Here is a 23934-nt window from a genome sequence, read left to right on the forward strand (position 1 = left end):
GCAAGCCCGCTCCCACAGGCCCTGTGTACGCTTGTTGCGGGAGGTCACCCAGCCCTTTGGGCTGCGCTGACGAGCAAAGAACAAACGGCCAGTGCTGACCCTCTGTGGGAGATTCTATGGTTGTGGGCAAGCCGGCTCCCACTGGTGCAGCGCCAACCACACCCTGTAGGAGCGGCCTATGCCGCGAAAAGGCCGCGTAGCAGCCTCCATTCGATCGCCCGGCAAAAGAAGGGGCTTGCAAAAACCTGATTTATGAGTCAGGTTTTGCCAGCCCCGATTCATCCGTGCCGGAGTCACCCACCCATGATCGTCGATCGTCAAGGCAGGCGCTTTCGCAACCTGCGAGTCAGCCTGACGGCTGCCTGCAACTACGCCTGCACGTATTGCGTGCCTGACGGCAAGCGCCTGGTGGCGGCGCAGGACGAACTCTCGGCTGAGCTGCTGGCCCGCGGTGTGGCCTACCTGGTCGAGGCTGCCGGTATCGAACGGCTGCGTATCACTGGGGGAGAGCCGCTGGTCAGCCCGCGGCTCGAGGCCTTTCTCGAGGCCGTGGGGAAGCTGGGCCTGGCGGATATCGGCCTGACCACCAATGGCCAGTTGCTTTCGCGCAAGCTCCCGTTGCTCAAGGCCGCCGGTATCCGTCGGCTGAATGTATCCCTCGACACGCTCGACCCCGACGCCTTCCGCCGCATCGCCCGTGGCGGCGACCTGGCCACGGTGCTGGCCGGCATGGAACAGGCCAGTGCCGCCGGCATGGGCATCAAGGTGAACATGGTGCCGATGCGCGGGCAGAACCTGGACCAGGTAGTGCCATTGCTCGACTACTGCCTGGAACGGGGCTACGAATTGCGCTTCATCGAGCTGATGCGCATGGGCCATCTTGCCCGCGACCACAACGCATTTCTTCAGCAGTTCGTCAGCCTCGAGCAATTGCTCGGCCTGGTTGGCCAAGCCCATGCCTTCCAACAGGCCAGCGCGCCGCTGGATGCCACCGCCTTACGCTATCGGGTGGCCGGTAAAGGCCATTTTGGCGTGATCGCCAACGAGAGCGTGCCGTTCTGCCGGACCTGCTCACGGCTGCGCTTGTCTTCCACCGGCTGGTTGCACGGCTGCCTGTCGTCGGGTAACCGGCATTTTGTCGGCGACCTACTGGAAAAGCCTCGCCACCAAGCCTTGCCGGCCCTGCAACGCTTGCTGGTCAAGGCTCTGGCGGACAAGCAGGACGTGGCGTTTTCCGGTGGTGTGACGGTGATGAAGGTGATCGGCGGCTGACCTGGCGTAAAAGCTGCATCTGGCGGCTATTCGCCGGTTTTTCGTCGCCGGTTTCTGGAGGAAGAATGCGTAGGCTGGTCTTGCCGCTGGCGCTGTTGGCGCTGGGCGGTTGCATGAATGTCAGTGATATGGGCGAGGGGGTTCGCTACCACATGAGCGATGCCGGGCTGCTGGATCACAGCGATACCCGTCGCAGCCTGTCGGTGCGCCTGCAGCCCGACTCGTTCATCTTCATCGGCCAGGGGCATTTCGCACCGCCAGGCAAGGGGCCTGTGCCCCGGGCGAACGTGGTGGCCGAGGAGGCCTACAAGAGCTTCGTCGAATACTTCCCGCTGGTGCGTCGTGCCCAAGGCCCGCTGGGGTTGGAGGAGGCATTGGCCGAAGCGCGCTCGGTGGGCGCTCATTATGTGCTCTACACCCGTTTCGCCCGAACCGACGATCGCATCGGCAACGGTGACGAATGGTATGACGAGCAGGCCGTCGACCGCCTGGGCGTCGACACCGGCGTGGTGCAGATGATGTTGATCGAGACCAGCACCCGCTACTTGATCGATACCGCGCGGATCAAGAGCCGTGGCGGTTTGTTGACGTTTCACGACAAGGCGCCGGAAGATTTGCTTGGCCCCCCTATGCGCGATTACGCTCGTAGCCTCTTGGGCATGAGTCGTTGAGGGTAGGGTGATGACAGGTACCGGCAAGGCCAATGATCTTCTGGCGCAGATCCCCAAGGAAAAGGGATTGCCGCCGGTACACCTGTGGAACCCGGATTTCTGCGGCGACATCGACATGCGCATCGCCCGCGATGGCACCTGGTACTACCTGGGGACGCCGATCGGGCGCAAGCCGATGGTCCGGTTGTTCTCCACCATCATCCGTCGTGATGGCGATGACTATTTCCTGGTTACGCCGGTAGAGAAGGTCGGTATCCGGGTCGATGACGCGCCTTTCGTCGCCGTGCTGCTCGAGGTGCAGGGCAGTGGCGAGCAGCAGGTGCTGCGCTTTACCAGCAATGTCGATGATCAGGTCGAGGCGGGCCCAGAGCACCCGTTGCGGGTCGAGATCGACCCTCTGACCCAAGAGCCTTCGCCCTACATCCTGATGCGCAGCAACCTCGAGGCGCTGATCCACCGCAATGTGTTCTACCAATTGGTGGAGCTGGCGGTGCCGCGTGAGATCGAGGGGCAGGAGTGGCTTGGGGTCTGGAGTGGCGGGGAGTTCTATCCGGTGGGGCGTCTTTGAGGATGCTGGGGCTGCCTTGCAGCCCTTTCGCGGCGCAAGGCCGCTCGTACATGGGTACAGCGTGTGCGTCGCCTGCGGCCCTAATAGGCCTCCTCGTTTTTCCCTGTATTGGCCATTTGTCCGCGAGCCGCCTGGGCATAACCTGCTGGCAGTCGCCAACAGGAGAACACCATGAACATTCCCCGTCTATCCATCGCCATGCTGTTTGCCTTCTGCGTACTAGGCGTCCAGGCTCCCGTCTGGGCCCACGGTGAGCAGCCCGATCAGGTCAAGGTCCTGCAGGAAAAGCGCCCCAGCAATGCGCCGGGCAAGAAAGCCGTGATGCTCACCGTTCACTATGCTCCAGGCCAGGCATCGCCTGCCCATCAGCACCCAGGGGCGGTGATGGCCTACGTGCTTGAAGGCGCGGTGGTATCGAAGCTCAACGATGACCAGGAACACACCTACAAGGCGGGGGAGTATTGGTACGAAGCGCCGGGCACCGTGCACAGCGTCTCGCGTAATGCCAGCAAGACCCAGCCAGCCAAGCTGCTGGTCTGGAGCCTGGTGGACGAAGACAAGCCAGTGACCGAACCGCTGAAATAAAAAGTGCGACGCCAGAAACGAAAAAACCTCCAGTGCTTGCGCAACTGGAGGTTTTTCAGTGTTTGGCTCCGCGACCTGGACTCGAACCAGGGACCCAATGATTAACAGTCATTTGCTCTACCGACTGAGCTATCGCGGAATCTGGGCGTATCTTACTGATTGCCAAGGGGAAGTCAAGCTTACCCCCTGGCAATCAACGGGTTACAGCACCTCGACGATGGCCTTGGTGACCACGTGGATGTTGCTCTGGTTCAGCGCGGCCACGCAGATGCGGCCGGTGTCCAGGGCATAGATGCCGAACTCGTCCTTCAGGCGGCCGACCTGTTCGGCGGTCAGGCCCGAGTAGGAGAACATGCCGCGCTGGCGACCGACGAAGCTGAAATCGCGCTTGGCACCGTATTCGGCCAGCAACTGGACCATCTGCTTGCGCATGCCATGGATGCGACCGCGCATCTCGCCCAGCTCGGCTTCCCACATCTGGCGCAGCTCGGTGCTGTTGAGCACGGCGGCGACGATGCTGGCGCCGTGGGTTGGCGGGTTGGAATAGGTGGTGCGGATCACGCGCTTGACCTGGGACAGCACGCGGGTGCTTTCGTCCTTGGAACCGGTGACGATCGACAGCGCGCCGACGCGCTCGCCGTACAGCGAGAACGACTTGGAGAACGAACTGGAAACGAAGAAGTCCAGGCCCGACTCGGCGAACAGGCGCACGGCGAAGGCGTCTTCGGCGATGCCATCGCCGAAGCCCTGGTAGGCCATGTCGAGGAACGGCACATGGCCCTTGGCCTTGACCACCTCCAGGACGTTCTTCCAGTCGTCCAGGCCCAGGTCGACACCGGTCGGGTTGTGGCAGCAGGCGTGCAGGACGATGATCGAGCCGGACGGCAGGTTGTTCAGGTCCTCGAGCATGCCGGCGCGGTTGACGTCGTTGCTCGGCGCATCGTAGTAACGGTAGTTCTGCACCGGGAAGCCCGCGGTTTCGAACAGGGCCCGGTGGTTTTCCCAGCTCGGGTCGCTGATGGCGACCACGGCGTCGGGCGAGAGGCGCTTGAGGAAGTCTGCGCCGATCTTCAGAGCGCCGGTGCCGCCGACCGCCTGCACGGTCACCACGCGGCCTGCGGCCAGCAGCGGCGACTCGGCGCCGAACAGCAGCTTCTGTACTGCCTGGTCGTAGGTGGCGATACCGTCGATCGGCAGGTAGCCGCGGGAGGCGTGCTGGGCGGCACGCTGGGTCTCGGCTTCGATCACCGCGCGCAGCAGCGGGATACGGCCTTCCTCATTGCAATAGACGCCCACGCCCAGGTTGACCTTGGCGGTACGGGTATCGGCGTTGAATGCTTCGTTGAGGCCCAGGATGGGGTCGCGGGGTGCCAGCTCGACAGCGGAAAACAGGCTCATTGTTACCTTGGCTCTGAATGGGAGAGTGATAGGGCGCGCATGCTCCGGCCGAGTGCGTTGAAGCGGTGCGCAAACGGGGAGTCAGTATAGTGATACCGACCGGTCACCGCGACAGTCTGGCGCAGCTTTTCCGGGCTTTTGTGCGAATATTTTTCGACCATTGGTCTAATTGCCCGGTCCATTGAAAGGCCAGTCCTTGAAACGGGCGCCGGGCGCGCTCATTTGGGTTAGACTACTGGCTAAATTTACAGTTGCCGCGTCATCCACGAGGTCCCGTCATGTCCGAGTTCCAGCTCGTCACCCGTTTCCAGCCGGCCGGCGACCAACCCGAGGCCATCCGCCTGATGGTCGAGGGTATCGAGGCCGGGCTTTCGCACCAGACCCTGCTCGGGGTGACCGGCTCGGGCAAGACCTTCAGCATCGCCAACGTCATCCAGCAGGTACAACGCCCGACCCTGGTGCTGGCACCGAACAAGACCCTGGCCGCGCAGCTGTATGGCGAGTTCAAGGCGTTCTTCCCGAACAATGCGGTGGAGTACTTCGTTTCCTACTACGACTACTACCAGCCGGAAGCCTACGTACCGTCATCGGACACCTTCATCGAGAAGGACGCGTCGATCAACGACCACATCGAACAGATGCGCCTGTCGGCGACCAAGGCGCTGCTGGAGCGTCGTGACGCGATCATCGTCACCACGGTGTCATGCATCTACGGCCTGGGCAGCCCGGAGACGTACCTGAAGATGGTCCTGCACGTCGACCGTGGCGACAAGCTCGACCAGCGTGCCTTGCTGCGCCGCCTGGCCGACCTGCAATACACCCGCAACGAGATGGACTTCGCCCGCGCCACCTTCCGCGTGCGTGGCGATGTGGTCGACATCTTCCCGGCCGAATCGGACCTCGAAGCCATTCGCATCGAGCTGTTCGACGACGAGGTGGAGAACATCGCCGCCTTCGACCCGCTCACCGGCGAGGTCATCCGCAAGCTGCCGCGTTTCACCTTCTACCCCAAGAGCCACTACGTCACCCCGCGCGAAACCCTGCTCGAGGCGGTGGAGGGCATCAAGGAAGAACTCCAGGACCGCCTGGAGTACCTGCACAAGGCCAACAAGCTGGTGGAGGCCCAGCGCCTGGAGCAGCGCACCCGCTTCGACCTGGAGATGATCCTGGAGCTGGGCTACTGCAATGGCATCGAGAACTACTCGCGCTACCTGTCCGGGCGCCCGGCCGGCGCGCCGCCGCCGACCCTGTACGACTACCTGCCGGCCGATGCGCTGCTGGTGATCGACGAGTCCCACGTCAGCGTTCCCCAGGTCGGTGCCATGTACAAGGGCGACCGCTCGCGCAAGGAAACGCTGGTCGAATACGGCTTCCGCCTGCCGTCGGCGCTGGACAACCGGCCCATGCGTTTCGACGAATGGGAGGCGGTCAGCCCGCAGACCATCTTCGTCTCGGCGACCCCCGGCCCCTACGAGGCCGAACATGCGGGCAGGGTGGTGGAGCAGGTGGTACGGCCCACCGGCCTGGTGGACCCGCAAGTGGAGGTGCGCCCGGCGCTGACCCAGGTCGACGACCTGCTTTCGGAAATCCACAAGCGCGTCGCTGCCGGCGAGCGGGTGCTGGCCACGACGCTGACCAAGCGCATGGCCGAGGACCTCACCGACTACCTGGCCGACCACGACGTGCGTGTGCGCTACCTGCACTCGGATATTGACACCGTCGAACGGGTGGAAATCATCCGCGACCTGCGCCTGGGTACCTTCGACGTGCTGGTGGGCATCAACCTGCTGCGCGAGGGCCTGGACATGCCCGAAGTCTCGCTGGTGGCCATCCTCGATGCCGACAAGGAAGGCTTCCTGCGCTCGGAGCGCTCGCTGATCCAGACCATCGGCAGGGCCGCGCGCAACCTCAATGGCAAGGCGATCCTCTATGCCGACCAGGTCACCGGCTCCATGCAGCGGGCCATCGACGAGACCGAGCGGCGCCGGGCCAAGCAGATCGACTTCAACCAGGCCCACGGCATCGTGCCCAAGGGTGTGGTCAAGGACATCACAGACATCATGGAAGGCGCCAGCGTGCCCGGCGGGCGCAGCAAGAAGCGCAAGGCCATGGCCAAGGCGGCAGAGGAGAGCGCCCGCTATGAGGCCGAGCTGCAGACCCCAGCCCAGATCACCAAGCGCATCAAGCTGCTGGAAGAGAAGATGTTCCAGTTGGCCCGCGACCTGGAGTTCGAGGCCGCGGCGCAGTTGCGTGACGAAATTGCCCAGCTGCGCGATCGCCTGATCGCCAGTTGAGTGCCTTGCCTACAAGGACGAAGCCCTTGCCCTGCGACTGGGCCGGCCCTGTCTGCGGCCCTCGACGCACGTCGGCGCGCCATCGCTGGAGCCCGACGCCCGCTCCCTGCTACCATTCGGCCTTTGTTTCATCTTTCGTCCGAGACTCTCCATGACCACCGTTCGCACGCGCATCGCGCCATCGCCTACCGGCGATCCCCATGTCGGCACCGCCTACATCGCCCTGTTCAACTACTGCTTCGCCAAGCAGCACGGCGGTGAGTTCATCCTGCGTATCGAAGACACCGACCAGTTGCGTTCGACCCGCGAGTCGGAGCAGCAGATCTTCGACGCCCTGCGTTGGCTCGGCATCGAGTGGAACGAGGGCCCGGACGTCGGTGGCCCCCATGGCCCGTATCGGCAGAGCGAGCGTGGCGAGATCTACGCCAAGTACGCCAAGCAATTGGTAGACGCCGGCCACGCCTTCTATTGCTTCTGCACCGCCGAAGAGCTGGAGCAGATGCGCGCTGAGCAGATGGCCCGCGGCGAGACCCCACGCTACGACGGTCGCGCGCTGTTGCTGAGCGCCGAGGAAGTGCAGCGCCGCCTGGACGCCGGTGAGCCCCATGTGATCCGCATGAAAGTGCCGAGCGAGGGTGTGTGCGTGGTGCCGGACATGCTCCGTGGCGACGTCGAGATCCCATGGGACCGCATGGACATGCAGGTGCTGATGAAGAACGACGGCCTGCCGACGTACTTCCTGGCCAACGTGGTCGATGACCACCTGATGGGCATCACCCACGTCCTGCGCGGCGAGGAATGGCTGCCGTCGGCACCGAAACTGATCAAGCTGTATGAGTATTTCGGCTGGGAACAACCCAAGCTGTGCTACATGCCGCTGCTGCGTAACCCCGACAAGAGCAAGCTGTCCAAGCGCAAGAACCCGACCTCGGTGACCTTCTACGAGCGCATGGGCTTCATGCCCGAGGCGATGCTCAACTACCTGGGCCGCATGGGCTGGTCGATGCCCGACGAGCGCGAGAAGTTCTCCCTGGCCGAGATGGTCGAACACTTCGACCTGTCGCGTATCTCCCTGGGTGGCCCGATCTTCGACATCGAGAAGCTGTCCTGGCTCAACGGCCAGTGGCTGCGCGACCTGCCGGTGGAAGAATTCGCCGCGCGTGTGCAGAAGTGGGCCTTCAACAGCGACTACATGATGAAGATCGCGCCCCATGTACAGGGCCGGGTCGAAACCTTCAGCCAGATCGCCCCGTTGGGCGGCTTCTTCTTCGAAGGCGGCCTGAGGCTCGACGCCAAGCTGTTCGAAAGCAAGAAGCTGTCCGCCGACCAGGTGCGTCAGGTGATGCAGTTGATCCTGTGGAAGCTCGAGAGCCTGCGCCAGTGGGAAAAGGACCGCATCACCGGTTGCATCCAAGCCGTGGTCGAAGCCCTGGAACTGAAATTGCGTGATGCCATGCCGCTGATGTTCGCCGCGATCACCGGCCAGGCCAGTTCGGTCTCGGTGCTCGATGCCATGGAAATCCTCGGCCCTGACCTGACCCGCTACCGCCTGCGCCAGGCCCTGGACCTGCTCGGTGGTGTGTCGAAGAAGGAAAACAAGGAGTGGGAGAAGCTGCTGGCGACTATCGCCTGAAGCCTTCCGCGCTTTCGTAGGAGCGGCCTTGCGTCGCGAAAGGAGCGCACGCGGTCTCGCGTTTTGCATCTCGGTGCCAAACCCATGGGGCCGCTGTGCGGCCCTTTCGCGGCGCAAGGCCGCTCCTACAATTCGCGCTTACAGGACCCAGTGGTCTCGAAAACGGGGCAGGGCGATAAGTGATTGTTATCTGTGAAAAATTTTTTGGATATTTTCAAAAATATGTTTGACAGCCCTGCAATCGGATCTTAATATGCGCCCCGTCCACAGCGATGAGCTAAAGCGAAACGCCAGGCACCCAGCCAGCGATTCCAGTTCAGCGCGACATTGTGGGGCTATAGCTCAGCTGGGAGAGCGCCTGCATGGCATGCAGGAGGTCAGCGGTTCGATCCCGCTTAGCTCCACCAAATTCCGCTTCACGATCAGCTAGGCTGGTCGGGAAGAAAGATCGGTTCCAGCAAATCGGTCTTGAAGGTAGAAGGTTCGTCCCCTTCGTCTAGTGGCCTAGGACACCGCCCTTTCACGGCGGTAACAGGGGTTCGAGTCCCCTAGGGGACGCCAGTTTTACACAAGCGATGTTTCACGATGTCGCTGGGCCGAGAGGCTAGAAATCCGGGGCTATAGCTCAGCTGGGAGAGCGCCTGCATGGCATGCAGGAGGTCAGCGGTTCGATCCCGCTTAGCTCCACCAATTTTGCCAGGTCCGCGTAAGCGGGTCGGTACGAAGGTTGTTGTCCCCTTCGTCTAGTGGCCTAGGACACCGCCCTTTCACGGCGGTAACAGGGGTTCGAGTCCCCTAGGGGACGCCACTTTTACCCGCGTTTTGCGGGAGTTGAAAGGCTCATTCGCACATTGGATGGGCCTTTTGTTTTCACTTGGGGCTATAGCTCAGCTGGGAGAGCGCCTGCATGGCATGCAGGAGGTCAGCGGTTCGATCCCGCTTAGCTCCACCAATTCTGCCAGGGTCTGCGTAAGCAGGCCTGCACGAAGGTTCACGTCCCCTTCGTCTAGTGGCCTAGGACACCGCCCTTTCACGGCGGTAACAGGGGTTCGAGTCCCCTAGGGGACGCCATTTTTACCCGCGTTTTGCGGGACTTCAAAGGCTCATTCGCATATTGAATGGGCCTTTTGTTTTTCTTCCTCCAAAAAAATCAAGTGATTGCAGCGTCGGCGGCAGATTTCGCTTGCCAATAAATATTACGAGCATAATATTACGCTCATAATGTTTCGAGGCCCGGCCATGAGCGACAAGAAGAGCAAGACCCGCGAACGCATCCTGGATGCGGCCTGCAGTGCCCTTATCCAGCACGGCCCCGCCGAACCGAGCGTGAGCCAGGTAATGAGCGCCGCCGGGCTGACGGTAGGTGGGTTCTATGCCCATTTCGACAGCAAGGATGAACTCATGCTGGAGGCGTTTCGCCAGTTGCTGGGCGAACGACGCGCCTTGCTCGCCCAGGTGGACCCCAGCCTCGATGCCGAAGGGCGGCGAGCCCTGGTGGCGGCGTTCTACCTCTCGCGCAAGCACCGTGATGCCCAGGAGCATGCCTGCCCACTGCCCAATGCCTTGAGCGAGATGCAGCGCCTGCCGGACGCCTTTCGCGACGTGCTGGCCGAGCACATTGAGCTGATCACCGCACAGATGGTCGATCGGCCCGAAGACATCGACAAGGCCCTCGCCGACCTCGCCTTGATGGTTGGCGGCCTGGCTCTGGCCCGGGCGCTGGGCGGTAGCGAATTGTCCGACCGGATCTTGCGTGCCGCCAAGTCGGCGGTGATCTGAACCACCTGACCCCTGGAGCAAGCCATGACTACCCTGAGTTGGATTCGCGGTGTCAACGGTACACTTGGCCACCTGGCCCCCGAGCATGTCGCCGGCAGAATGCGCCGAGCCTTCATGACCCCGCGCAACTTGCCACCACGGCAGTGGGAACTGCCGCTGCTGGCCAGGGCTGAGCGCATCACCCTGCGTTTCGGCCTGTCGGCCCTGCGTTGGGGCAAGGGTCCGACGGTGTTGATGATGCACGGTTGGGAAGGGCGCCCAACGCAATTCGCCGCGCTGATCGACACCTTGGTGGCCGCCGGGCATACGGTGGTGGCCCTGGAAGGCCCGGCCCATGGCCGTTCTCCCGGGCAGCAGGCGCACGTAGTGCTGTTCGCCCGTGCCTTGCTGGAGGCGGCTGGCGAGTTGCCACCGCTGCGAGCTGTGATCGGTCATTCCATGGGCGGCGCCAGCCTGCTGCTGGCCTTGCAATGGGGGTTGCGTACCGAGGCGGCGGTGAGCATTGCCGCGCCGGCACAGCTGTTGGGGGTGCTGCGCGGTTTTGCCCATCGTCTGGGGTTGCCGGCGCGGGCCAGGGCGGCGTTCATTCGCCAGATCGAGCAGGACGTCGGCGTGCAGATCTCGCGCCTGGACGTGAGCGGCTATCAGCTGGACCTACCCGGTCTGGTGGTGCATGCCCGCGATGACACCCTGGTGCCGGCCAGCGAGGCGCAGCTGATCCACAAGGCCTGGTTCGACAGCCGCCTGATGGTGCTGGACGAAGGTGGGCACCAGCGCGTGCTGGCCGACCCGCGGCTGAACGAGGCGGTGCTCGAACTGCTGGCCCGCACCGCGACCGGGGTACGGCAAAGCGCCTGAGATCCGGTACACTCTGCCCGTTCACTGACCAACGGGAGCGGGCATGAGCTGGGACCTGGCATCGCCATTCATCATCGACCTTCGTGTCGGCGCCGAGGACATCGACGGCCTCGGCCACGCCAATAACGCCGTCTACGTCACCTGGCTGGAACGCTGCGCGTGGCGCCATTCCCAGCGCCTGGGGCTGGACCTGGCCGAGTACCGGCGCCTGGATCGCGCCATGGCCGTGGTGCGCCACGAAATCGACTACCTCGCCGCCGCCTACGAGGACGACGAACTGCAACTGGCCACCTGGATCATCGACTGGGACCAGCGCCTGCGCATGACCCGCCGCTTCCAGCTCAAACGCCCCCGCGATGGCGTCACCGTGCTGCGCGCGCAAACCACCTTCGCTTGCATCGAGCTATCCAGCGGCAAGCCCAAGCGTATGCCGGCCGAGTTTCTCGACGGTTATGGCCCGGCTCTTTTGCCAATCAGTTGACCGATTTGCTTAATGATCAAATGGAGCTGTATTGGTTTGGCTAATGGCTGAGCTCTATCAAGGGGCCTGTTCCCTTCCGTTGCGGTTTCTTCGGGTTCTGGTGGAGGTTTTGCTGCAGGTAGCTCAAGGGAAAAATTGAGTATTTCGTAGTTGTAAGGCCTGATAGGTTTCATGGGACGATAATCGCGTAGGCTCTTCCGTACCTTGCGGTCTTTGAAGAGCATTCATCGAGAAGCATCGTCTCTCTGTTGTTGGCGCTAAGGTGCGGACCAGGAAGAGTGCAATGCCACGAAGTGCTTTGGTTTCCTGATCGGTAAACAATGTCTTCATCGAAATCTCCTGGCCTCGTTAGCGAGTCGGAAAATCGTATACCGGCCTTTAGCGGCGTGGTTGTGGCTCGCTTCTGAGTGACATGTAGTCCTTTTCTTTTGGTTTTCACGGAAAAGATATCCGGAAGATGAGTAGATCGTGCGCCGTCTGCCTGTGATCAAAACCAGGCGCTGCATCCTTCGAGGCGAACACTTCGCAAGACAAGCACCTCCTTTCTTTTAAGCTGACGACGGAGGCCTTCTCGGACGAATGCTTGACCGTTTTTTCAGCGAGTCTGGTAGCATTCGCGCATTTTTCAATGCGACTTCTTCCCATGCAAATTGCCCTGGCCCCCATGGAGGGGCTGGTCGACAACATCCTGCGCGACGTCCTGACCCGGGTCGGTGGCATCGACTGGTGCGTCACCGAGTTCATCCGTGTCTGCGACCGCCTGCTGCCACCATCGTCGTTCGACAAGCTGGCGCCGGAGCTGCGTCAGGGCGCGCGGACCGCGGCCGGGGTGCCGATGCGTGTGCAGTTGCTCGGCTCGGACCCGGCATGCCTGGCTGATAACGCCGTGCTGGCCTGCGAGCTGGGTGCGCCGGTGATCGACCTGAACTTCGGTTGCCCGGCCAAGACGGTGAACAAGTCCCGTGGCGGTGCGGTGCTGCTCAAGGAGCCGGAACTGTTGCACGCCATCGTTCGCGAAGTGCGCCGGGCGGTACCGGCGCACATTCCGGTGACGGCGAAGATGCGCCTGGGCTTCGACAGCCCGGACGGTGCCTTGGAATGCGCCACGGCCTTGGCCGAAGGCGGCGCCGAGCATCTGGTGGTGCATGCCCGGACCAAGGTCGAGGGCTACAAGCCGCCGGCCCACTGGGAGTGGGTGGCGCGGGTGCAGGATGTGGTGAAGGTGCCGGTGTTCGCCAACGGTGAGATCTGGACCGTGGACGATTGGCGGCGTTGCCGTGAAGTCAGCGGGGCCGAGGACATCATGCTCGGGCGTGGCCTGGTCTCGCGGCCGGACCTTGGCCTGCAGATCGCCGCGGCACGCGATGGCCGCGACTATCAGCCCATGAGCTGGGACGACCTGCTGCCACTGCTGCGCGAATTCTGGCGCCAGGCCCAAGCCAAGCTGTCGCCGCGCTATGCGCCGGGGCGGTTGAAACAGTGGCTGGCCATGTTGACCCGCAGCTATCCCGAGGCGGTGACATTGTTCGCCCAGTTGCGGCGCGAGGATGATTGCCTGCGGATCAGCGGGTTGCTCGGGGTTGGGGTGCAGGCATTCGACGAATGTGTTGCCTGACTGGCCCGATCGCCGGCAAGCCGGCTCCTACAGGTCTGGCGGAGCTTCTGAAAACAGCGCAGGACAGGTGGGAGCCGGCTTGCCGGCGATTGGACGAAAAATTTTTTGTTCATCCCTCTTGAAACCACCTTGCCGGCCCCTATCTCTTGAGTACGCGATGCCGAAGTCGGGTCGCGTAGTGACTTAACTTGCTGAATCTCAGGAGTTCATGACCATGACTACCGCTTTCTCTCTCGCACCACTGTTCCGCAATTCCGTTGGCTTCGACCGTTTCAATGACCTGTTCGAATCCGCGGCACGTAACGAGGCGGGTAGCAGCTACCCTCCCTACAATGTGGAAAAGCACGGCGATGACCACTATCGCATCGTGGTTGCCGCAGCAGGTTTCCAGGAGCAGGACCTCGATCTTCAGGTCGAAAAAGGCGTCCTGACCGTCACCGGCGGCAAGCGCGACAACAGCGCCGAAGGCGTTACCTACCTGCATCAGGGCATTGCCCAGCGCGCCTTCAAGCTGTCCTTCCGCCTGGCCGACCACATCGAGGTGAAGGCCGCAGGCCTGGCCAACGGCCTGCTCAGCATCGACCTGCTGCGCATCGTGCCGGAAGAAGCCAAGCCCAAGCGCATCCCGATCAATGGCGAACAGCCTGCGCTGAACTGAGTTCGGCTCAGTGAAGAAAAGGGCACCTTCGGGTGCCCTTTTCGCGTTCTTGGGAGGTGGCTCAATAATCCGCTGGGGTCTCGATCAATATCTGGCGGAATTCCATCAGCGGCAGCGGCCGACTGTGCAGGTAGCCCTGGTACAGGTGGCAGCCCTGGCGCTCGAGGAACTCCAGCTGCTCGGACTGCTCGACCCCTTCGGCGATCACCGCCAGGTCCAGGCTGCGGGCCATGGCCACGATGGCCCGGACGATCTCGGCGTCGTTCGGGTCATTGGGGGCGTCGCGCACGAAGGTCTGGTCAATCTTCAAGGCATCCACCGGCAGGCGCTTGAGGTAGGTCAGCGAGGAATAGCCCGTGCCGAAGTCGTCCATGGCAAAGCTCACCCCGTAGCGTTTGAGCTCACGCATCTTGCTGATGGTGTCCTCCAGGTTCTGGATGACGATGCCCTCGGTGATCTCCAGCGTCAGCATCGGCCGTGGCAGGCGGTAGTCGTCCAGGCTGCGCAGCACCCGTTCGACGAAATCGTTCTGGCGGAACTGCCGGGGGCTGATGTTCACGCACAGGCTGAAGTCGTCGGCATCGATCAGCCCGTCGGCCAGCATGCGCGCGCAGGCATCGCAGGCTTCGTCGAGGATCCAGTTGCCGACTTCGAGGATCAGGCCGCTTTCCTCCAATACCTGGATGAACTGCGCCGGAGGTTGCTGGCCCAGCTGTGGGTGATGCCAGCGCAGCAGTACCTCGGCGCCGACGATGCGGTTGTCGCGGGCATCGACCTGGGGTTGGAAGTGCAGGGCAAGTTCGCCCCTGGCCAGGGCCAGGCGCAGGTCGGTCTCCATGCGCAGGCGCTCGCTGGCCGCCTTCTGCATGGTGGTATGGAACAGCTGTGTGGTGTTGCGCCCTGAATCCTTGGCCCGGTAGAGGGCGATATCGGCACGCTTGAGCAGGTCGGCCGGGGTCGCGCCGTGGTCGGGTATCAGCGCAACGCCGATGCTTGGCGTCACCTGCAGGCGCTGGCCGTCCAGGGACATCGGCTCGGCGAGCAGCTCGCGCAGGGTGTCGGCCAGGTCGCGCACTTTATGCTCGACCTGTTCGCGGCTGCCCTCCAGGCCGCTGAGCAGCACCACGAATTCGTCGCCGCCCAGGCGTGCCACGGTGTCTTCCAGGCGCACGCTGGCCTCCAGGCGGGCGGTGATGATCTTGAGCACCGTATCGCCCACCGGGTGGCCGAGGGAATCGTTGATGTGCTTGAAGTGATCCAAATCCAGGAACAGCAGGGCACCGCGCAGATTGTGGCGCTTGAGCAGGGCGATCTGCTGGCTCAGGCGATCCATCAGCAGGGCACGGTTGGGCAGGTTGGTCAGCGGGTCGTGGTAAGCCAGGTGGCGGATCTGCGCCTGGGCATTCTTCAATTGGCTGACGTCCCGGGCGGTCAACAACAGGCAGTCGGCCTCGTTGAGGCTGAGCGGCTCGACCGAGACCTCCACGGTCAGGATGTCGCCACGTTTGTTGCGCCCGAGCATTTCCCGGTGATGTACCCGGCCATGCTCCTTGAGCTCGGTGAGCAAGGCGGCGCGTTGCTTCTCGTCGGCCCAGATGCCGATCTCGTAGACGCTGCGGCCGATCACCTCGGCAGCGCTGTAGCCGGTCAGCCGGCAGAAGCCGTCGTTGACCTCCAGATAGCGGCCCGTCCGGCGTTCGGTGAGGGTGATGGCGTCGGGGCTGGAATGGAAGGCCTTGGCGAACTTTTCCTCGCTGGCCTTGAGCGCTGCCTCGGCGCGCTGCTGCTGGGTGATGTCGCGCAGCGTGGTGACGCTGCAAGGGGAGCCGTCGACCGTGATCAGGCAACTGGAAATCAGGCAGGTGAGGGCGGTGCCGTTGCGATGGTTGACCACCACCGCCACGTTGCTCAGGGCTTTTTCGCGGATCACCCGCTCGATGCGCTGTGCGCGGGCGGCCGATTCGGCCCACAGGCCGATCTGCTCGGCGGTGCGGCCGATCACCTGGTCGGCGCTCCAGCCGAAGGTCTGGGTGAAGGCGCGGTTGATCTCGATGAACTGGCCGCTGTCCTGGCGGGTCACACAGATCGGGTCGGGGCTGACTTGGAACAGGCTGGCGAACTTCTCTTCCGAGGCGGTAAGGCGCTGTTCGCGTTCCACCTGGTCGGTGATGTCGAGCAAGGTGCCGGCCATGCGCAGCGGGTTGCCTTGCTCGTCGCGGTACAGGCGAGCGCGGCTTTCGATGTAGCGCGAAGCGCCGTTTTCCAGTTGCACACGGTAGGTGATCTGGTAATTGCCCGCCGGCCCTTCGCGCAGGCTGCGGTAGGCCTGGCGCATGACGTTGCGCTCCTGCTCAGGCACGCCTTCGAAGAATGCGTCGAAGGACTCGTGGAAAGGCACCGGTTCCAGGCCGTGCAATTGTGCGGCGCGGGCCGAGCCATAGAGCATGCCGCTGGGGATGTGCCAGTCCCAGGTACCCAGTTGCGCGGAGTCCAGCGCCAGGTCCAGGCGCTCCTGGCTGTCCTTGAGCGCCTGCTCGGCGCGCTTGCGTTCGCTGGTATCGACGAAGGTGCTGAGCAGGTATGTCACCCCCTCGAGTTCGATGCTCTGGGTACACAGGATGCCGTCGTGGAGCTTGCCGGTGCTGGCGCGGAACTGCACTTCCAGGGTCAGTGGCCCAGCATTGCCGCGGGTGTTGTCGAGCACCTGGTGGCGCAGGTCCGGGTTGACCCACAGGCCCAGCTCCAAGGTGGTCTTGCCGACCACCTGGTCGCCCGGCCAGCCGAACATGTCCTCGAAGTGTTGATTGACCTCATAGATCATGCCGTCATGGCGCCGGGTCAGCAGAATCGCGTTGGGGCTTAGGTGGAACAGCGTCGCAAAGCGCTTTTCCGAGTTGATCAGCGCGGTTTCCCGCTCCCGTTGCCGGGTGATCTCACGGACCACGCCGATCATCTGCGGGCGACCATGACGGTCGTGGGTCAGGCTGCCGTTGATCTCAAGCCAATGCAGGCTGCCATCCGGCCAGCGGATGCGGTGGCGCATGGCCTGTTCCACCGGCTCGCCATTGGCCACGGCCTGGAACACCTGGCGCGTGCGGGCGCGGTCTTCCTCGGGCAGCAGTTCAAGGTAGTCGATGTCGCGGGGCATGGGCCGCTGCGGGTCGAAACCGAACAAGGCCTGGGTGGCACGGGACCAACTGACCCGGCCGCTTTCTATATCCCAGAGCCAGGCACCGAGGCGGGCCCCATTGAGCGCGGCCAGCAGTTGCGGGGCGTTCTGCCAGGTCTGCTCCGACTCCTGGGGATCCGCCGCGTGAATGCGTGGCAGGCGCGGAAAACGGTTTGCTGATTTGGGCATCGATACCAGACCTTTGGCGGATGACGCGTCCTTGAAGAAGGCCGACCGACCCGGAGTCAGGCGGACCCTGCATGGCTGTCGAGCAAGGCCATGAACGCCCTGGCCGCGTTCGACAGCGTGCGTTCCGTATGCAAAATGTAGCCTAGCTGGCGGGACAGCTGTATGCCGGGCAAGGCGATGGATGCAACCTGCTCATCGAGCATGGTGCGCGGCAGCACGCTCCAGGCCAGGCCGATGGACACCATCATCTTGATGGTTTCCAGGTAATTGGTGCTCATGGCGATGTTCGGCGCCAGGCCCTGGCTTTCGAACAGGCGCTGGACGATGTGGTGGGTGAAGGTGTTGCCGCCGGGGAACACGGCCGGGTGCCGAGCCACATCGGCCAGGCTGACCTGCTGATTGCTGGCCAGCGGGTGCTCCGGCGCTGCGACGAAGTCCAGGGCGTCGTCCCATACCGGAACTGCCCGGATCAGATGATGGGGCTCGGGGGCGAGGGTGATCACAGCGATTTCCGCGCGGCCATGGAGAATTTCATCGTAGGCCGCTTCCGAATCGAGGAACTGAATATCCAGCGCCACGCCAGGGTGCTCCCGGGTGAAGGCCCGCAACAGCGGGGGCAGACGGTGCAGGCCGATATGGTGGCTGGTGGCCAGGGTCAGGCGACCCGTGACTTCGCCGGTCAAATTGTTCAAGGCCCGTCGGGTATCATCCAGCACATTGAGAATCTGATAGGCGCGCGGCAGCAGGGCACGGCCGGCCTCGGTCAAGGTCACCTCGCGGCCGAGGCGGTCGAACAGGCGCACGTCCAGCTGCTGCTCGAGCCCGGCGATGCGTTTGCTGATGGCTGGCTGGGTCAGGTGCAGGCGCTCGCCGGCCCCGGAAAAACTGCCGGTCTCGGCGATGGCGATGAAGGCACTGAGGTTGGCCAGGTCCATGGATTCGAATTCCTGTCGGTTATCCAAAGTATAAAAATTATGAATTTGAGTTATTCAATCTAACGCCATAGCATCGACCGTACAAGCCAAGGGGTTATTGGCATAGAAATACGCTGATGAGGAACAGTCTGATGGCTGGCAAAACGCTCTACGACAAACTCTGGGAAGCACATGAAGTCAAGCGACGCGACGATGGTTCGTCCTTGATCTACATCGACCGTCACATCATCCACGAAGTGACCTCGCCCCAGGCCTTCGAAGGCCTGCGCCTGGCCAACCGCAAGCCATGGCGCATCGACGCCAACATCGCCACCCCTGATCACAACGTGCCGACCACGCCTGAGCGCAAGGGCGGCATCGATGCCATCGTCGACCAGGTGTCGCGCCTGCAGGTGCAGACCCTCGACGAGAACTGTGACGAATACGGCATCGTCGAATTCAAGATGAACGACGAACGCCAGGGCATCGTCCACGTCATCAGCCCGGAGCAGGGCGCCACCTTGCCCGGCATGACCGTGGTCTGCGGCGACTCGCACACCTCGACCCACGGCGCCTTCGGCGCGTTGGCCCACGGCATCGGCACGTCCGAGGTCGAGCATGTGCTCGCCACCCAGTGCCTGGTCGCCAAGAAGATGAAGAACATGCTGGTTCGCGTCGAAGGCACCTTGTCTGCCGGCGTGACCGCCAAGGACATCGTCCTGGCCGTGATCGGCAAGATCGGCACCGCCGGTGGCAATGGCCACGCCATGGAGTTCGCCGGCAGCGCCATCCGCGAGCTGTCCATGGAAGGCCGCATGACCATCTGCAACATGTCCATCGAAGCCGGTGCCCGCGTGGGCCTGGTGGCCGTGGACGACACCACCGTCGCCTACGTCGAGGGCCGCCCGTACGCGCCCAAGGGCGAGCAGTGGAAGCAGGCGGTACAGGCCTGGAAGGGCCTGGTCTCCGACGCCGATGCGGTGTTCGACACCGTGGTCGAGCTGGATGCCTCGCAGATCAAGCCACAGGTCAGCTGGGGCACCTCGCCTGAGATGGTCCTGGCCGTCGACCAGCGCGTGCCGGACCCGGCTGCCGAGCCCGACCTGATCAAGCGCGGCTCCATCGAGCGTGCGCTCAAGTACATGGGGCTGGCTGCCAACCAGGCGATCACCGACATCAAGCTTGACCGCGTGTTCATCGGCTCGTGCACCAACTCGCGTATCGAAGACCTGCGCGCCGCTGCCGAGATCGCCAAGGGCCGCAAGGTCGCCGCCAACGTCAAGCAGGCGCTGGTGGTGCCGGGCTCCGGTCTGGTCAAGGCCCAGGCCGAGCGTGAAGGGCTGGACAAGATCTTCATCGAGGCCGGTTTCGAATGGCGTGAACCAGGCTGCTCCATGTGCCTGGCCATGAACCCGGACCGCCTGGAGAGCGGCGAGCATTGCGCCTCGACCTCCAACCGCAACTTCGAAGGCCGCCAGGGTGCCGGTGGTCGTACCCACCTGGTCAGCCCGGCCATGGCCGCCGCCGCCGCGGTGACCGGCCACTTCATCGATGTCCGCGAGTTGATCCAAGGGAGCGCAGCATGAAAGCCTTTACCCAGCACATCGGTCTTGTCGCGCCATTGGATCGCGCCAACGTCGACACCGACCAGATCATTCCCAAGCAGTTCCTGAAGTCGATCAAGCGTACCGGCTTCGGCCCCAACCTGTTCGACGAGTGGCGCTACCTGGACGTGGGCCAGCCCTACCAGGACAACAGCAAGCGCCCGCTGAACCAGGAGTTCGTGCTCAACCACGAGCGCTACCAGGGTGCCAGTGTATTGCTGGCGCGGGAGAACTTCGGTTGTGGGTCGAGCCGCGAGCATGCTCCATGGGCACTGGACGAATACGGCTTCCGTAGCGTCATCGCGCCGAGCTTCGCCGACATCTTCTTCAACAACAGTTTCAAGAACGGCTTGCTGCCGATCATCCTCAGCGACGAGGAAGTCGGCGAGCTGTTCAAGCAGGTCGAGGCCAACCCGGGCTACCAGCTGACCATCGACCTCCAGGCCCAGGCCGTGACCCGCCCGGACGGCAAGGTGCTGCACTTCGAGATCGATGCCTTCCGCAAGCACTGCCTGCTCAACGGCCTGGACGACATCGGCCTGACCCTGCAGGACAGCGATGCGATCGAGGCGTTCGAGGCCAAGCACCGCGCCAGCCAGCCCTGGTTGTTCCGCGAGGTTTGATCGCTGCGCATTGCCCGGCGGGCCGGCTCCTGTAACGATGTGGCACAGGGGCCGGTTCGCCGGGCCGGTTTTTACCGGTGGGCCGAGCAGGCGCGCCGTACGAAAGGATAGAGGAAAGCATGAGCAAGCAGATTCTGATTCTCCCAGGTGATGGCATCGGTCCGGAAATCATGGCCGAGGCCGTCAAGGTGCTGGAGCTGGCCAACGACAAGTTCCAGCTCGGTATCAGCCTGGAGCACGACGTGATCGGCGGCGCCGCCATCGACAAGCACGGCGTGCCGCTGGCCGACGAGACCCTGGAGCGCGCACGCAAGGCCGACGCAGTGCTGCTCGGTGCAGTGGGTGGGCCGAAGTGGGACAAGCTCGAGCGTGATATCCGCCCTGAGCGTGGCCTGCTGAAGATCCGTTCGCAACTGGGCCTGTTCGCCAACCTGCGCCCGGCCATCCTCTACCCGCAACTGGCCGATGCTTCCTCGCTCAAGCCGGAAATCGTCGCCGGCCTGGACATCCTCATCGTTCGTGAGCTGACCGGCGGCATCTACTTCGGTGCCCCACGCGGCCAGCGCGAGCTGGAAGGCGGCGAACGCCAGGCCTACGACACCCTGCCGTACAGCGAAAGCGAAGTACGCCGCATTGCCCGCGTCGGCTTCGACATGGCCCGTGTACGCGGCAAGAAGCTGTGCTCGGTGGACAAGGCCAACGTCCTGGCTTCCAGCCAGCTCTGGCGCGAAGTGGTCGAGGACGTGGCCAAGGACTACCCGGACGTCGAGCTCAGCCACATGTACGTCGACAACGCCGCCATGCAGCTGGTCCGTGCGCCCAAGCAGTTCGACGTGATGGTGACGGACAACATGTTCGGTGACATTCTGTCGGATGAAGCTTCCATGCTGACCGGTTCCATCGGCATGCTGCCGTCTGCGTCCCTCGACGCCAACAACAAGGGCATGTACGAGCCATGCCATGGCTCGGCCCCGGACATCGCCGGGCAGGGCATCGCCAACCCGTTGGCGACCATCCTGTCGGTGTCGATGATGCTGCGCTACAGCTTCAACCAGGTGGCCGCCGCCGACGCGATCGAGCAGGCTGTCAGCCGGGTGCTGGACCAAGGCCTGCGTACCGGCGACATCTGGTCGGCCGGGTGCAGCAAGGTAGGTACGCAGGAAATGGGCGACGCAGTAGTCGCAGCGCTGCGGAATCTGTAATCTCTCTGGCCCGCCATCGTCTTCCCTTCGATGGCGGCCCACTTTTAGCAAAGGTGTAGTTGCGATGAAACGTGTAGGTCTGATCGGTTGGCGCGGTATGGTCGGTTCCGTGCTCATGCAGCGGATGCTGGAGGAGCAGGATTTCGACCTCATCGAGCCGGTGTTCTTCACCACGTCCAACGTGGGTGGCCAGGGTCCGAACGTGGGCAAGGACATTGCTCCGCTCAAGGACGCCTATAGCATCGAAGAGCTCAAGACCCTCGACGTCATCCTGACCTGCCAGGGCGGCGACTACACCAACGAAGTCTTCCCCAAGCTGCGCGAAGCCGGCTGGCAGGGCTACTGGATCGACGCTGCCTCGTCCCTGCGCATGCAGGATGACGCGGTGATCATCCTCGACCCGGTCAACCGCAAGGTCATCGACCAGCAGCTGGACGCGGGCACCAAGAACTACATCGGCGGCAACTGCACCGTCAGCCTGATGCTGATGGGCTTGGGTGGCCTGTTCGAGGCGGGGCTGGTGGAGTGGATGAGCGCCATGACCTACCAGGCTGCCTCCGGTGCCGGCGCGCAGAACATGCGTGAACTGATCAAGCAGATGGGCGGCATCCACGCGGCGGTGGCCGATGACCTGGCCAACCCGGCCAGCGCCATCCTCGACATCGACCGCAAGGTCGCCGAGACCATGCGCGGCGAAGCCTTCCCGACCGAGAACTTCGGTGTACCACTGGCGGGCAGCCTGATCCCATGGATCGACAAGGAACTGCCGAACGGCCAGAGCCGTGAAGAATGGAAGGCCCAGGCCGAGACCAACAAGATCCTCGGTCGCTTCAAGAACCCGATTCCGGTCGACGGTATCTGCGTGCGCATCGGCGCCATGCGCTGCCACAGCCAGGCGCTGACCATCAAGCTGAACAAGGACGTGCCGCTGGCGGATATCGAAGGCATGATCAGCCAGCACAACCCGTGGGTGAAGCTGGTGCCGAACCAGCGCGACATCAGCATGCAGGAGCTGAGCCCGACCAAGGTGACCGGTACCCTGAACGTGCCGGTTGGCCGTCTGCGCAAACTGAACATGGGCTCGCAGTACCTGGGCGCCTTCACCGTGGGTGACCAACTGCTGTGGGGCGCTGCCGAGCCGCTGCGCCGCATGCTGCGGATCCTGCTGGAGCGTTGATCGCCCCTCGCCGGGCTGAGCGAAAAACCCGTGCCCTTGGTGGTGCGGGTTTTTTGTTTATGGGTGGTGTGGGTGTACGGTTTGGGAGTGGGGCGGCGCGCGATTTCCGCACCGCCCCAAAACTCAAGCCAAGCACTTACTTTCAGCCGCCCGACCCAAGTAAAGTCCCCACCCCCCCCCAGTTCCACCAGAAGGACCCCAAATGCCCCAGCCCATCGACATCGCCATCATCGGCGCCACCGGTAACGTCGGCGAAACCCTCGTTCAGATCCTCGAGGAACTCGATTTCCCCGTGGCCACCCTGCACCTGCTGGCCAGCATGGAATCCGCCGGCAGCAACTTGATGTTCGCCGGCAAGAAGCTGCGCGTACGCGAAGTCGACAGCTTCGATTTCACCCAGGTCAAGCTGGCATTCTTCGCCGCCAGCCCAGCCGTGACCCGCAGCTTCGCCCCCAAGGCCCAGCAGGCCGGCTGCGCGGTGATCGACCTGTCCGGAGGCCTGGACCAGGCCTTGGCCGTGGTCCCGGAAGCCAATGGCGACAAGCTCGCCCAGCTCGAACAACCCGCCCAGGTCGCCAGCCCCAGTGCTGCAGCCGTCGCCTTGGCCGTGGCCCTGGCCCCGCTCAAGGGCCTGCTGGACATCGAGCGTGTGCAGGTCATGGCATGCCTGGCCGTTTCAGCCCAGGGCCGCGAAGCGGTCAGCGAGCTGGCTCGCCAGACCGCCGAGCTGCTCAACGCCCGGCCACTGGAGCCGCGCTTTTTCGACCGCCAAGTCGCCTTCAACCTGCTGGCGCGGGTCGGCGCTGCCGATGAGCAGGGCCACACTCGCCTGGAACGCCGCTTGGTCGATGAGCTGCGCGTATTGCTTGACCTGCCGACCTTGAAGATCTCCGTGACCTGCGTCCAGGCCCCAGTGTTCTATGGCGACAGCTTCAGCGTGGCCGTGCAGAGCCGCCGTCCGGTCGACCTGGCCGCCGTCAATCACGCCCTGGAAGCTGCCGAAAGCGTCGAGTTGGTCGAGTTGGATGACTTTCCGACGGCCGTCGGCGACGCAGTAGGCCAGGACGTGGTCTATGTTGGTCGTGTACGCCACGGCATCGATGAACAAGAGCAGCTCAATCTATGGCTGACCACCGACAACGTGCGCAAGGGCGCGGCCCTCAACGCCGTGCAAGTGGCCACCTTGTTGATAAATGACATGGCGTAAAAGATACTGGCGGGTACTTTTGTCCTGCACCACACGC

At 63.3% G+C, this 23934-nt stretch carries 20 protein-coding genes and 7 tRNA genes; 22 read left to right on the forward strand and 5 right to left on the reverse strand.

Features of this window, described 5'->3' with window-relative positions:
* Nucleotides 1-303: 303 nt before the first annotated feature.
* The 4 genes from ACNFG0_RS16655 (at nucleotide 304) to ACNFG0_RS16670 (ending at nucleotide 3096) form a co-directional block, all read left to right on the forward strand.
* Entirely contained in the window at nucleotides 304-1272 is a 969-nt protein-coding gene (locus ACNFG0_RS16655; RefSeq protein WP_196145013.1) for a GTP 3',8-cyclase MoaA, read from the forward strand.
* 65 nt (nucleotides 1273-1337) lie between these two features.
* A complete protein-coding gene (locus ACNFG0_RS16660; RefSeq protein WP_416765677.1) occupies nucleotides 1338-1943 on the forward strand; it encodes a DUF4823 domain-containing protein in 606 nt (201 codons plus the stop codon).
* A gap of 10 nt (nucleotides 1944-1953) precedes the next feature.
* Entirely contained in the window at nucleotides 1954-2511 is a 558-nt protein-coding gene (locus tag ACNFG0_RS16665) for a DUF1285 domain-containing protein (protein WP_416765679.1), read from the forward strand.
* Nucleotides 2512-2709: 198 nt separating this feature from the next.
* On the forward strand, nucleotides 2710-3096 hold the full coding sequence (locus ACNFG0_RS16670) for a cupin domain-containing protein (RefSeq protein ID WP_230385991.1): 387 nt from the start codon (nucleotides 2710-2712) through the stop codon (nucleotides 3094-3096).
* Between the two features lie 63 nt (nucleotides 3097-3159).
* On the opposite strand, the gene ACNFG0_RS16675 is transcribed toward ACNFG0_RS16670, so the two are convergent.
* A tRNA-Asn gene (locus ACNFG0_RS16675) sits at nucleotides 3160-3235 on the reverse strand.
* A gap of 62 nt (nucleotides 3236-3297) precedes the next feature.
* Nucleotides 3298-4494, reverse strand: coding sequence for an amino acid aminotransferase (locus ACNFG0_RS16680; protein WP_196145017.1), 1197 nt, complete (start codon nucleotides 4492-4494; stop codon nucleotides 3298-3300).
* A gap of 278 nt (nucleotides 4495-4772) precedes the next feature.
* Here ACNFG0_RS16680 and uvrB point away from each other — a divergent pair, with 278 nt between their 5' ends.
* From uvrB to ACNFG0_RS16735, 11 genes are all read left to right on the forward strand, one after another.
* Entirely contained in the window at nucleotides 4773-6788 is a 2016-nt protein-coding gene (uvrB, locus tag ACNFG0_RS16685; RefSeq protein ID WP_196156320.1) for an excinuclease ABC subunit UvrB, read from the forward strand.
* Nucleotides 6789-6939: 151 nt separating this feature from the next.
* A complete protein-coding gene (gltX, locus tag ACNFG0_RS16690; protein ID WP_416765682.1) occupies nucleotides 6940-8421 on the forward strand; it encodes a glutamate--tRNA ligase in 1482 nt (493 codons plus the stop codon).
* A gap of 331 nt (nucleotides 8422-8752) precedes the next feature.
* Nucleotides 8753-8828: transfer RNA gene (locus ACNFG0_RS16695), tRNA-Ala, on the forward strand.
* Between the two features lie 78 nt (nucleotides 8829-8906).
* Nucleotides 8907-8982: transfer RNA gene (locus tag ACNFG0_RS16700), tRNA-Glu, on the forward strand.
* Nucleotides 8983-9035: 53 nt separating this feature from the next.
* A tRNA-Ala gene (locus tag ACNFG0_RS16705) sits at nucleotides 9036-9111 on the forward strand.
* Nucleotides 9112-9153: 42 nt separating this feature from the next.
* Nucleotides 9154-9229: transfer RNA gene (locus ACNFG0_RS16710), tRNA-Glu, on the forward strand.
* Nucleotides 9230-9297: 68 nt separating this feature from the next.
* Nucleotides 9298-9373: transfer RNA gene (locus tag ACNFG0_RS16715), tRNA-Ala, on the forward strand.
* 43 nt (nucleotides 9374-9416) lie between these two features.
* Nucleotides 9417-9492: transfer RNA gene (locus tag ACNFG0_RS16720), tRNA-Glu, on the forward strand.
* Nucleotides 9493-9660: 168 nt separating this feature from the next.
* Nucleotides 9661-10200, forward strand: coding sequence for a TetR/AcrR family transcriptional regulator (locus ACNFG0_RS16725; RefSeq protein WP_196145019.1), 540 nt, complete (start codon nucleotides 9661-9663; stop codon nucleotides 10198-10200).
* A 24-nt stretch (nucleotides 10201-10224) separates the two neighbouring features.
* Complete coding sequence (locus ACNFG0_RS16730) at nucleotides 10225-11058, forward strand: alpha/beta fold hydrolase (RefSeq protein ID WP_196145020.1); 834 nt, start codon at nucleotides 10225-10227, stop codon at nucleotides 11056-11058.
* A 43-nt stretch (nucleotides 11059-11101) separates the two neighbouring features.
* The gene (locus tag ACNFG0_RS16735) at nucleotides 11102-11539 is read left to right on the forward strand and encodes an acyl-CoA thioesterase (protein WP_416765683.1); all 438 of its coding nucleotides are present in this window, start codon (nucleotides 11102-11104) and stop codon (nucleotides 11537-11539) included.
* A gap of 123 nt (nucleotides 11540-11662) precedes the next feature.
* Here ACNFG0_RS16735 and ACNFG0_RS16740 read toward each other — a convergent pair whose 3' ends face one another.
* Nucleotides 11663-11869, reverse strand: coding sequence for a hypothetical protein (locus tag ACNFG0_RS16740; RefSeq protein WP_416765685.1), 207 nt, complete (start codon nucleotides 11867-11869; stop codon nucleotides 11663-11665).
* Nucleotides 11870-12182: 313 nt separating this feature from the next.
* On the opposite strand from ACNFG0_RS16740, the gene ACNFG0_RS16745 reads away from it, so the two are divergent.
* A complete protein-coding gene (locus tag ACNFG0_RS16745) occupies nucleotides 12183-13154 on the forward strand; it encodes a tRNA dihydrouridine synthase (RefSeq protein ID WP_196145021.1) in 972 nt (323 codons plus the stop codon).
* Nucleotides 13155-13368: 214 nt separating this feature from the next.
* Complete coding sequence (locus tag ACNFG0_RS16750; protein ID WP_196145022.1) at nucleotides 13369-13812, forward strand: Hsp20 family protein; 444 nt, start codon at nucleotides 13369-13371, stop codon at nucleotides 13810-13812.
* 61 nt (nucleotides 13813-13873) lie between these two features.
* On the opposite strand, the gene ACNFG0_RS16755 is transcribed toward ACNFG0_RS16750, so the two are convergent.
* Both ACNFG0_RS16755 and ACNFG0_RS16760 read right to left on the reverse strand, forming a co-directional pair.
* Nucleotides 13874-17170, reverse strand: a complete 3297-nt coding sequence (locus ACNFG0_RS16755; protein WP_196147001.1) for a PAS domain S-box protein — start codon at nucleotides 17168-17170, stop codon at nucleotides 13874-13876.
* A gap of 56 nt (nucleotides 17171-17226) precedes the next feature.
* A complete protein-coding gene (locus ACNFG0_RS16760) occupies nucleotides 17227-18105 on the reverse strand; it encodes a LysR family transcriptional regulator (protein ID WP_196147002.1) in 879 nt (292 codons plus the stop codon).
* Between the two features lie 131 nt (nucleotides 18106-18236).
* Here ACNFG0_RS16760 and leuC point away from each other — a divergent pair, with 131 nt between their 5' ends.
* The 5 genes from leuC (at nucleotide 18237) to ACNFG0_RS16785 (ending at nucleotide 23897) form a co-directional block, all read left to right on the forward strand.
* The gene (leuC, locus tag ACNFG0_RS16765) at nucleotides 18237-19670 is read left to right on the forward strand and encodes a 3-isopropylmalate dehydratase large subunit (RefSeq protein WP_196156325.1); all 1434 of its coding nucleotides are present in this window, start codon (nucleotides 18237-18239) and stop codon (nucleotides 19668-19670) included.
* Nucleotides 19667-20311, forward strand: a complete 645-nt coding sequence (gene leuD, locus ACNFG0_RS16770) for a 3-isopropylmalate dehydratase small subunit (protein ID WP_416765688.1) — start codon at nucleotides 19667-19669, stop codon at nucleotides 20309-20311. Before leuC ends, leuD begins: the two co-directional genes overlap by 4 nt.
* Before the next feature lie 119 nt (nucleotides 20312-20430).
* The gene (gene leuB / locus ACNFG0_RS16775; protein WP_196147005.1) at nucleotides 20431-21513 is read left to right on the forward strand and encodes a 3-isopropylmalate dehydrogenase; all 1083 of its coding nucleotides are present in this window, start codon (nucleotides 20431-20433) and stop codon (nucleotides 21511-21513) included.
* 64 nt (nucleotides 21514-21577) lie between these two features.
* Nucleotides 21578-22690 (forward strand): aspartate-semialdehyde dehydrogenase, encoded by a 1113-nt coding sequence (asd, locus tag ACNFG0_RS16780; protein ID WP_196147006.1) that lies wholly within the window; start codon nucleotides 21578-21580, stop codon nucleotides 22688-22690.
* Nucleotides 22691-22892: 202 nt separating this feature from the next.
* Nucleotides 22893-23897 carry an aspartate-semialdehyde dehydrogenase gene (locus ACNFG0_RS16785; RefSeq protein ID WP_416765689.1) on the forward strand — a complete coding sequence of 335 codons (1005 nt, stop codon included), beginning with the start codon at nucleotides 22893-22895 and terminating at the stop codon, nucleotides 23895-23897.
* Nucleotides 23898-23934 lie beyond the last annotated feature (37 nt).

Origin of the sequence: Pseudomonas sp. NY15372 (genome assembly GCF_048068215.1) — a bacterium.
GTDB classification, from domain to species: Bacteria; Pseudomonadota; Gammaproteobacteria; order Pseudomonadales; family Pseudomonadaceae; genus Aquipseudomonas; species Aquipseudomonas guariconensis_A.

Excerpts from the sequence above, each read along its gene's own strand:
- ACNFG0_RS16655 (WP_196145013.1), top strand. The coding sequence starts at position 304 with ATGATCGTCGATCGTCAAGGCAGGCGCTTTCGCAACCTGCGAGTCAGC.
- ACNFG0_RS16660 (WP_416765677.1), top strand. The coding sequence starts at position 1,338 with ATGCGTAGGCTGGTCTTGCCGCTGGCGCTGTTGGCGCTGGGCGGTTGC.
- ACNFG0_RS16665 (WP_416765679.1), top strand. The coding sequence starts at position 1,954 with ATGACAGGTACCGGCAAGGCCAATGATCTTCTGGCGCAGATCCCCAAG.
- ACNFG0_RS16670 (WP_230385991.1), top strand. The coding sequence starts at position 2,710 with ATGCTGTTTGCCTTCTGCGTACTAGGCGTCCAGGCTCCCGTCTGGGCC.
- ACNFG0_RS16680 (WP_196145017.1), bottom strand. The coding sequence starts at position 4,494 with ATGAGCCTGTTTTCCGCTGTCGAGCTGGCACCCCGCGACCCCATCCTG.
- uvrB (WP_196156320.1), top strand. The coding sequence starts at position 4,773 with ATGTCCGAGTTCCAGCTCGTCACCCGTTTCCAGCCGGCCGGCGACCAA.
- gltX (WP_416765682.1), top strand. The coding sequence starts at position 6,940 with ATGACCACCGTTCGCACGCGCATCGCGCCATCGCCTACCGGCGATCCC.
- ACNFG0_RS16725 (WP_196145019.1), top strand. The coding sequence starts at position 9,661 with ATGAGCGACAAGAAGAGCAAGACCCGCGAACGCATCCTGGATGCGGCC.
- ACNFG0_RS16730 (WP_196145020.1), top strand. The coding sequence starts at position 10,225 with ATGACTACCCTGAGTTGGATTCGCGGTGTCAACGGTACACTTGGCCAC.
- ACNFG0_RS16735 (WP_416765683.1), top strand. The coding sequence starts at position 11,102 with ATGAGCTGGGACCTGGCATCGCCATTCATCATCGACCTTCGTGTCGGC.
- ACNFG0_RS16740 (WP_416765685.1), bottom strand. The coding sequence starts at position 11,869 with ATGAAGACATTGTTTACCGATCAGGAAACCAAAGCACTTCGTGGCATT.
- ACNFG0_RS16745 (WP_196145021.1), top strand. The coding sequence starts at position 12,183 with ATGCAAATTGCCCTGGCCCCCATGGAGGGGCTGGTCGACAACATCCTG.
- ACNFG0_RS16750 (WP_196145022.1), top strand. The coding sequence starts at position 13,369 with ATGACTACCGCTTTCTCTCTCGCACCACTGTTCCGCAATTCCGTTGGC.
- ACNFG0_RS16755 (WP_196147001.1), bottom strand. The coding sequence starts at position 17,170 with ATGCCCAAATCAGCAAACCGTTTTCCGCGCCTGCCACGCATTCACGCG.
- ACNFG0_RS16760 (WP_196147002.1), bottom strand. The coding sequence starts at position 18,105 with ATGGACCTGGCCAACCTCAGTGCCTTCATCGCCATCGCCGAGACCGGC.
- leuC (WP_196156325.1), top strand. The coding sequence starts at position 18,237 with ATGGCTGGCAAAACGCTCTACGACAAACTCTGGGAAGCACATGAAGTC.
- leuD (WP_416765688.1), top strand. The coding sequence starts at position 19,667 with ATGAAAGCCTTTACCCAGCACATCGGTCTTGTCGCGCCATTGGATCGC.
- leuB (WP_196147005.1), top strand. The coding sequence starts at position 20,431 with ATGAGCAAGCAGATTCTGATTCTCCCAGGTGATGGCATCGGTCCGGAA.
- asd (WP_196147006.1), top strand. The coding sequence starts at position 21,578 with ATGAAACGTGTAGGTCTGATCGGTTGGCGCGGTATGGTCGGTTCCGTG.
- ACNFG0_RS16785 (WP_416765689.1), top strand. The coding sequence starts at position 22,893 with ATGCCCCAGCCCATCGACATCGCCATCATCGGCGCCACCGGTAACGTC.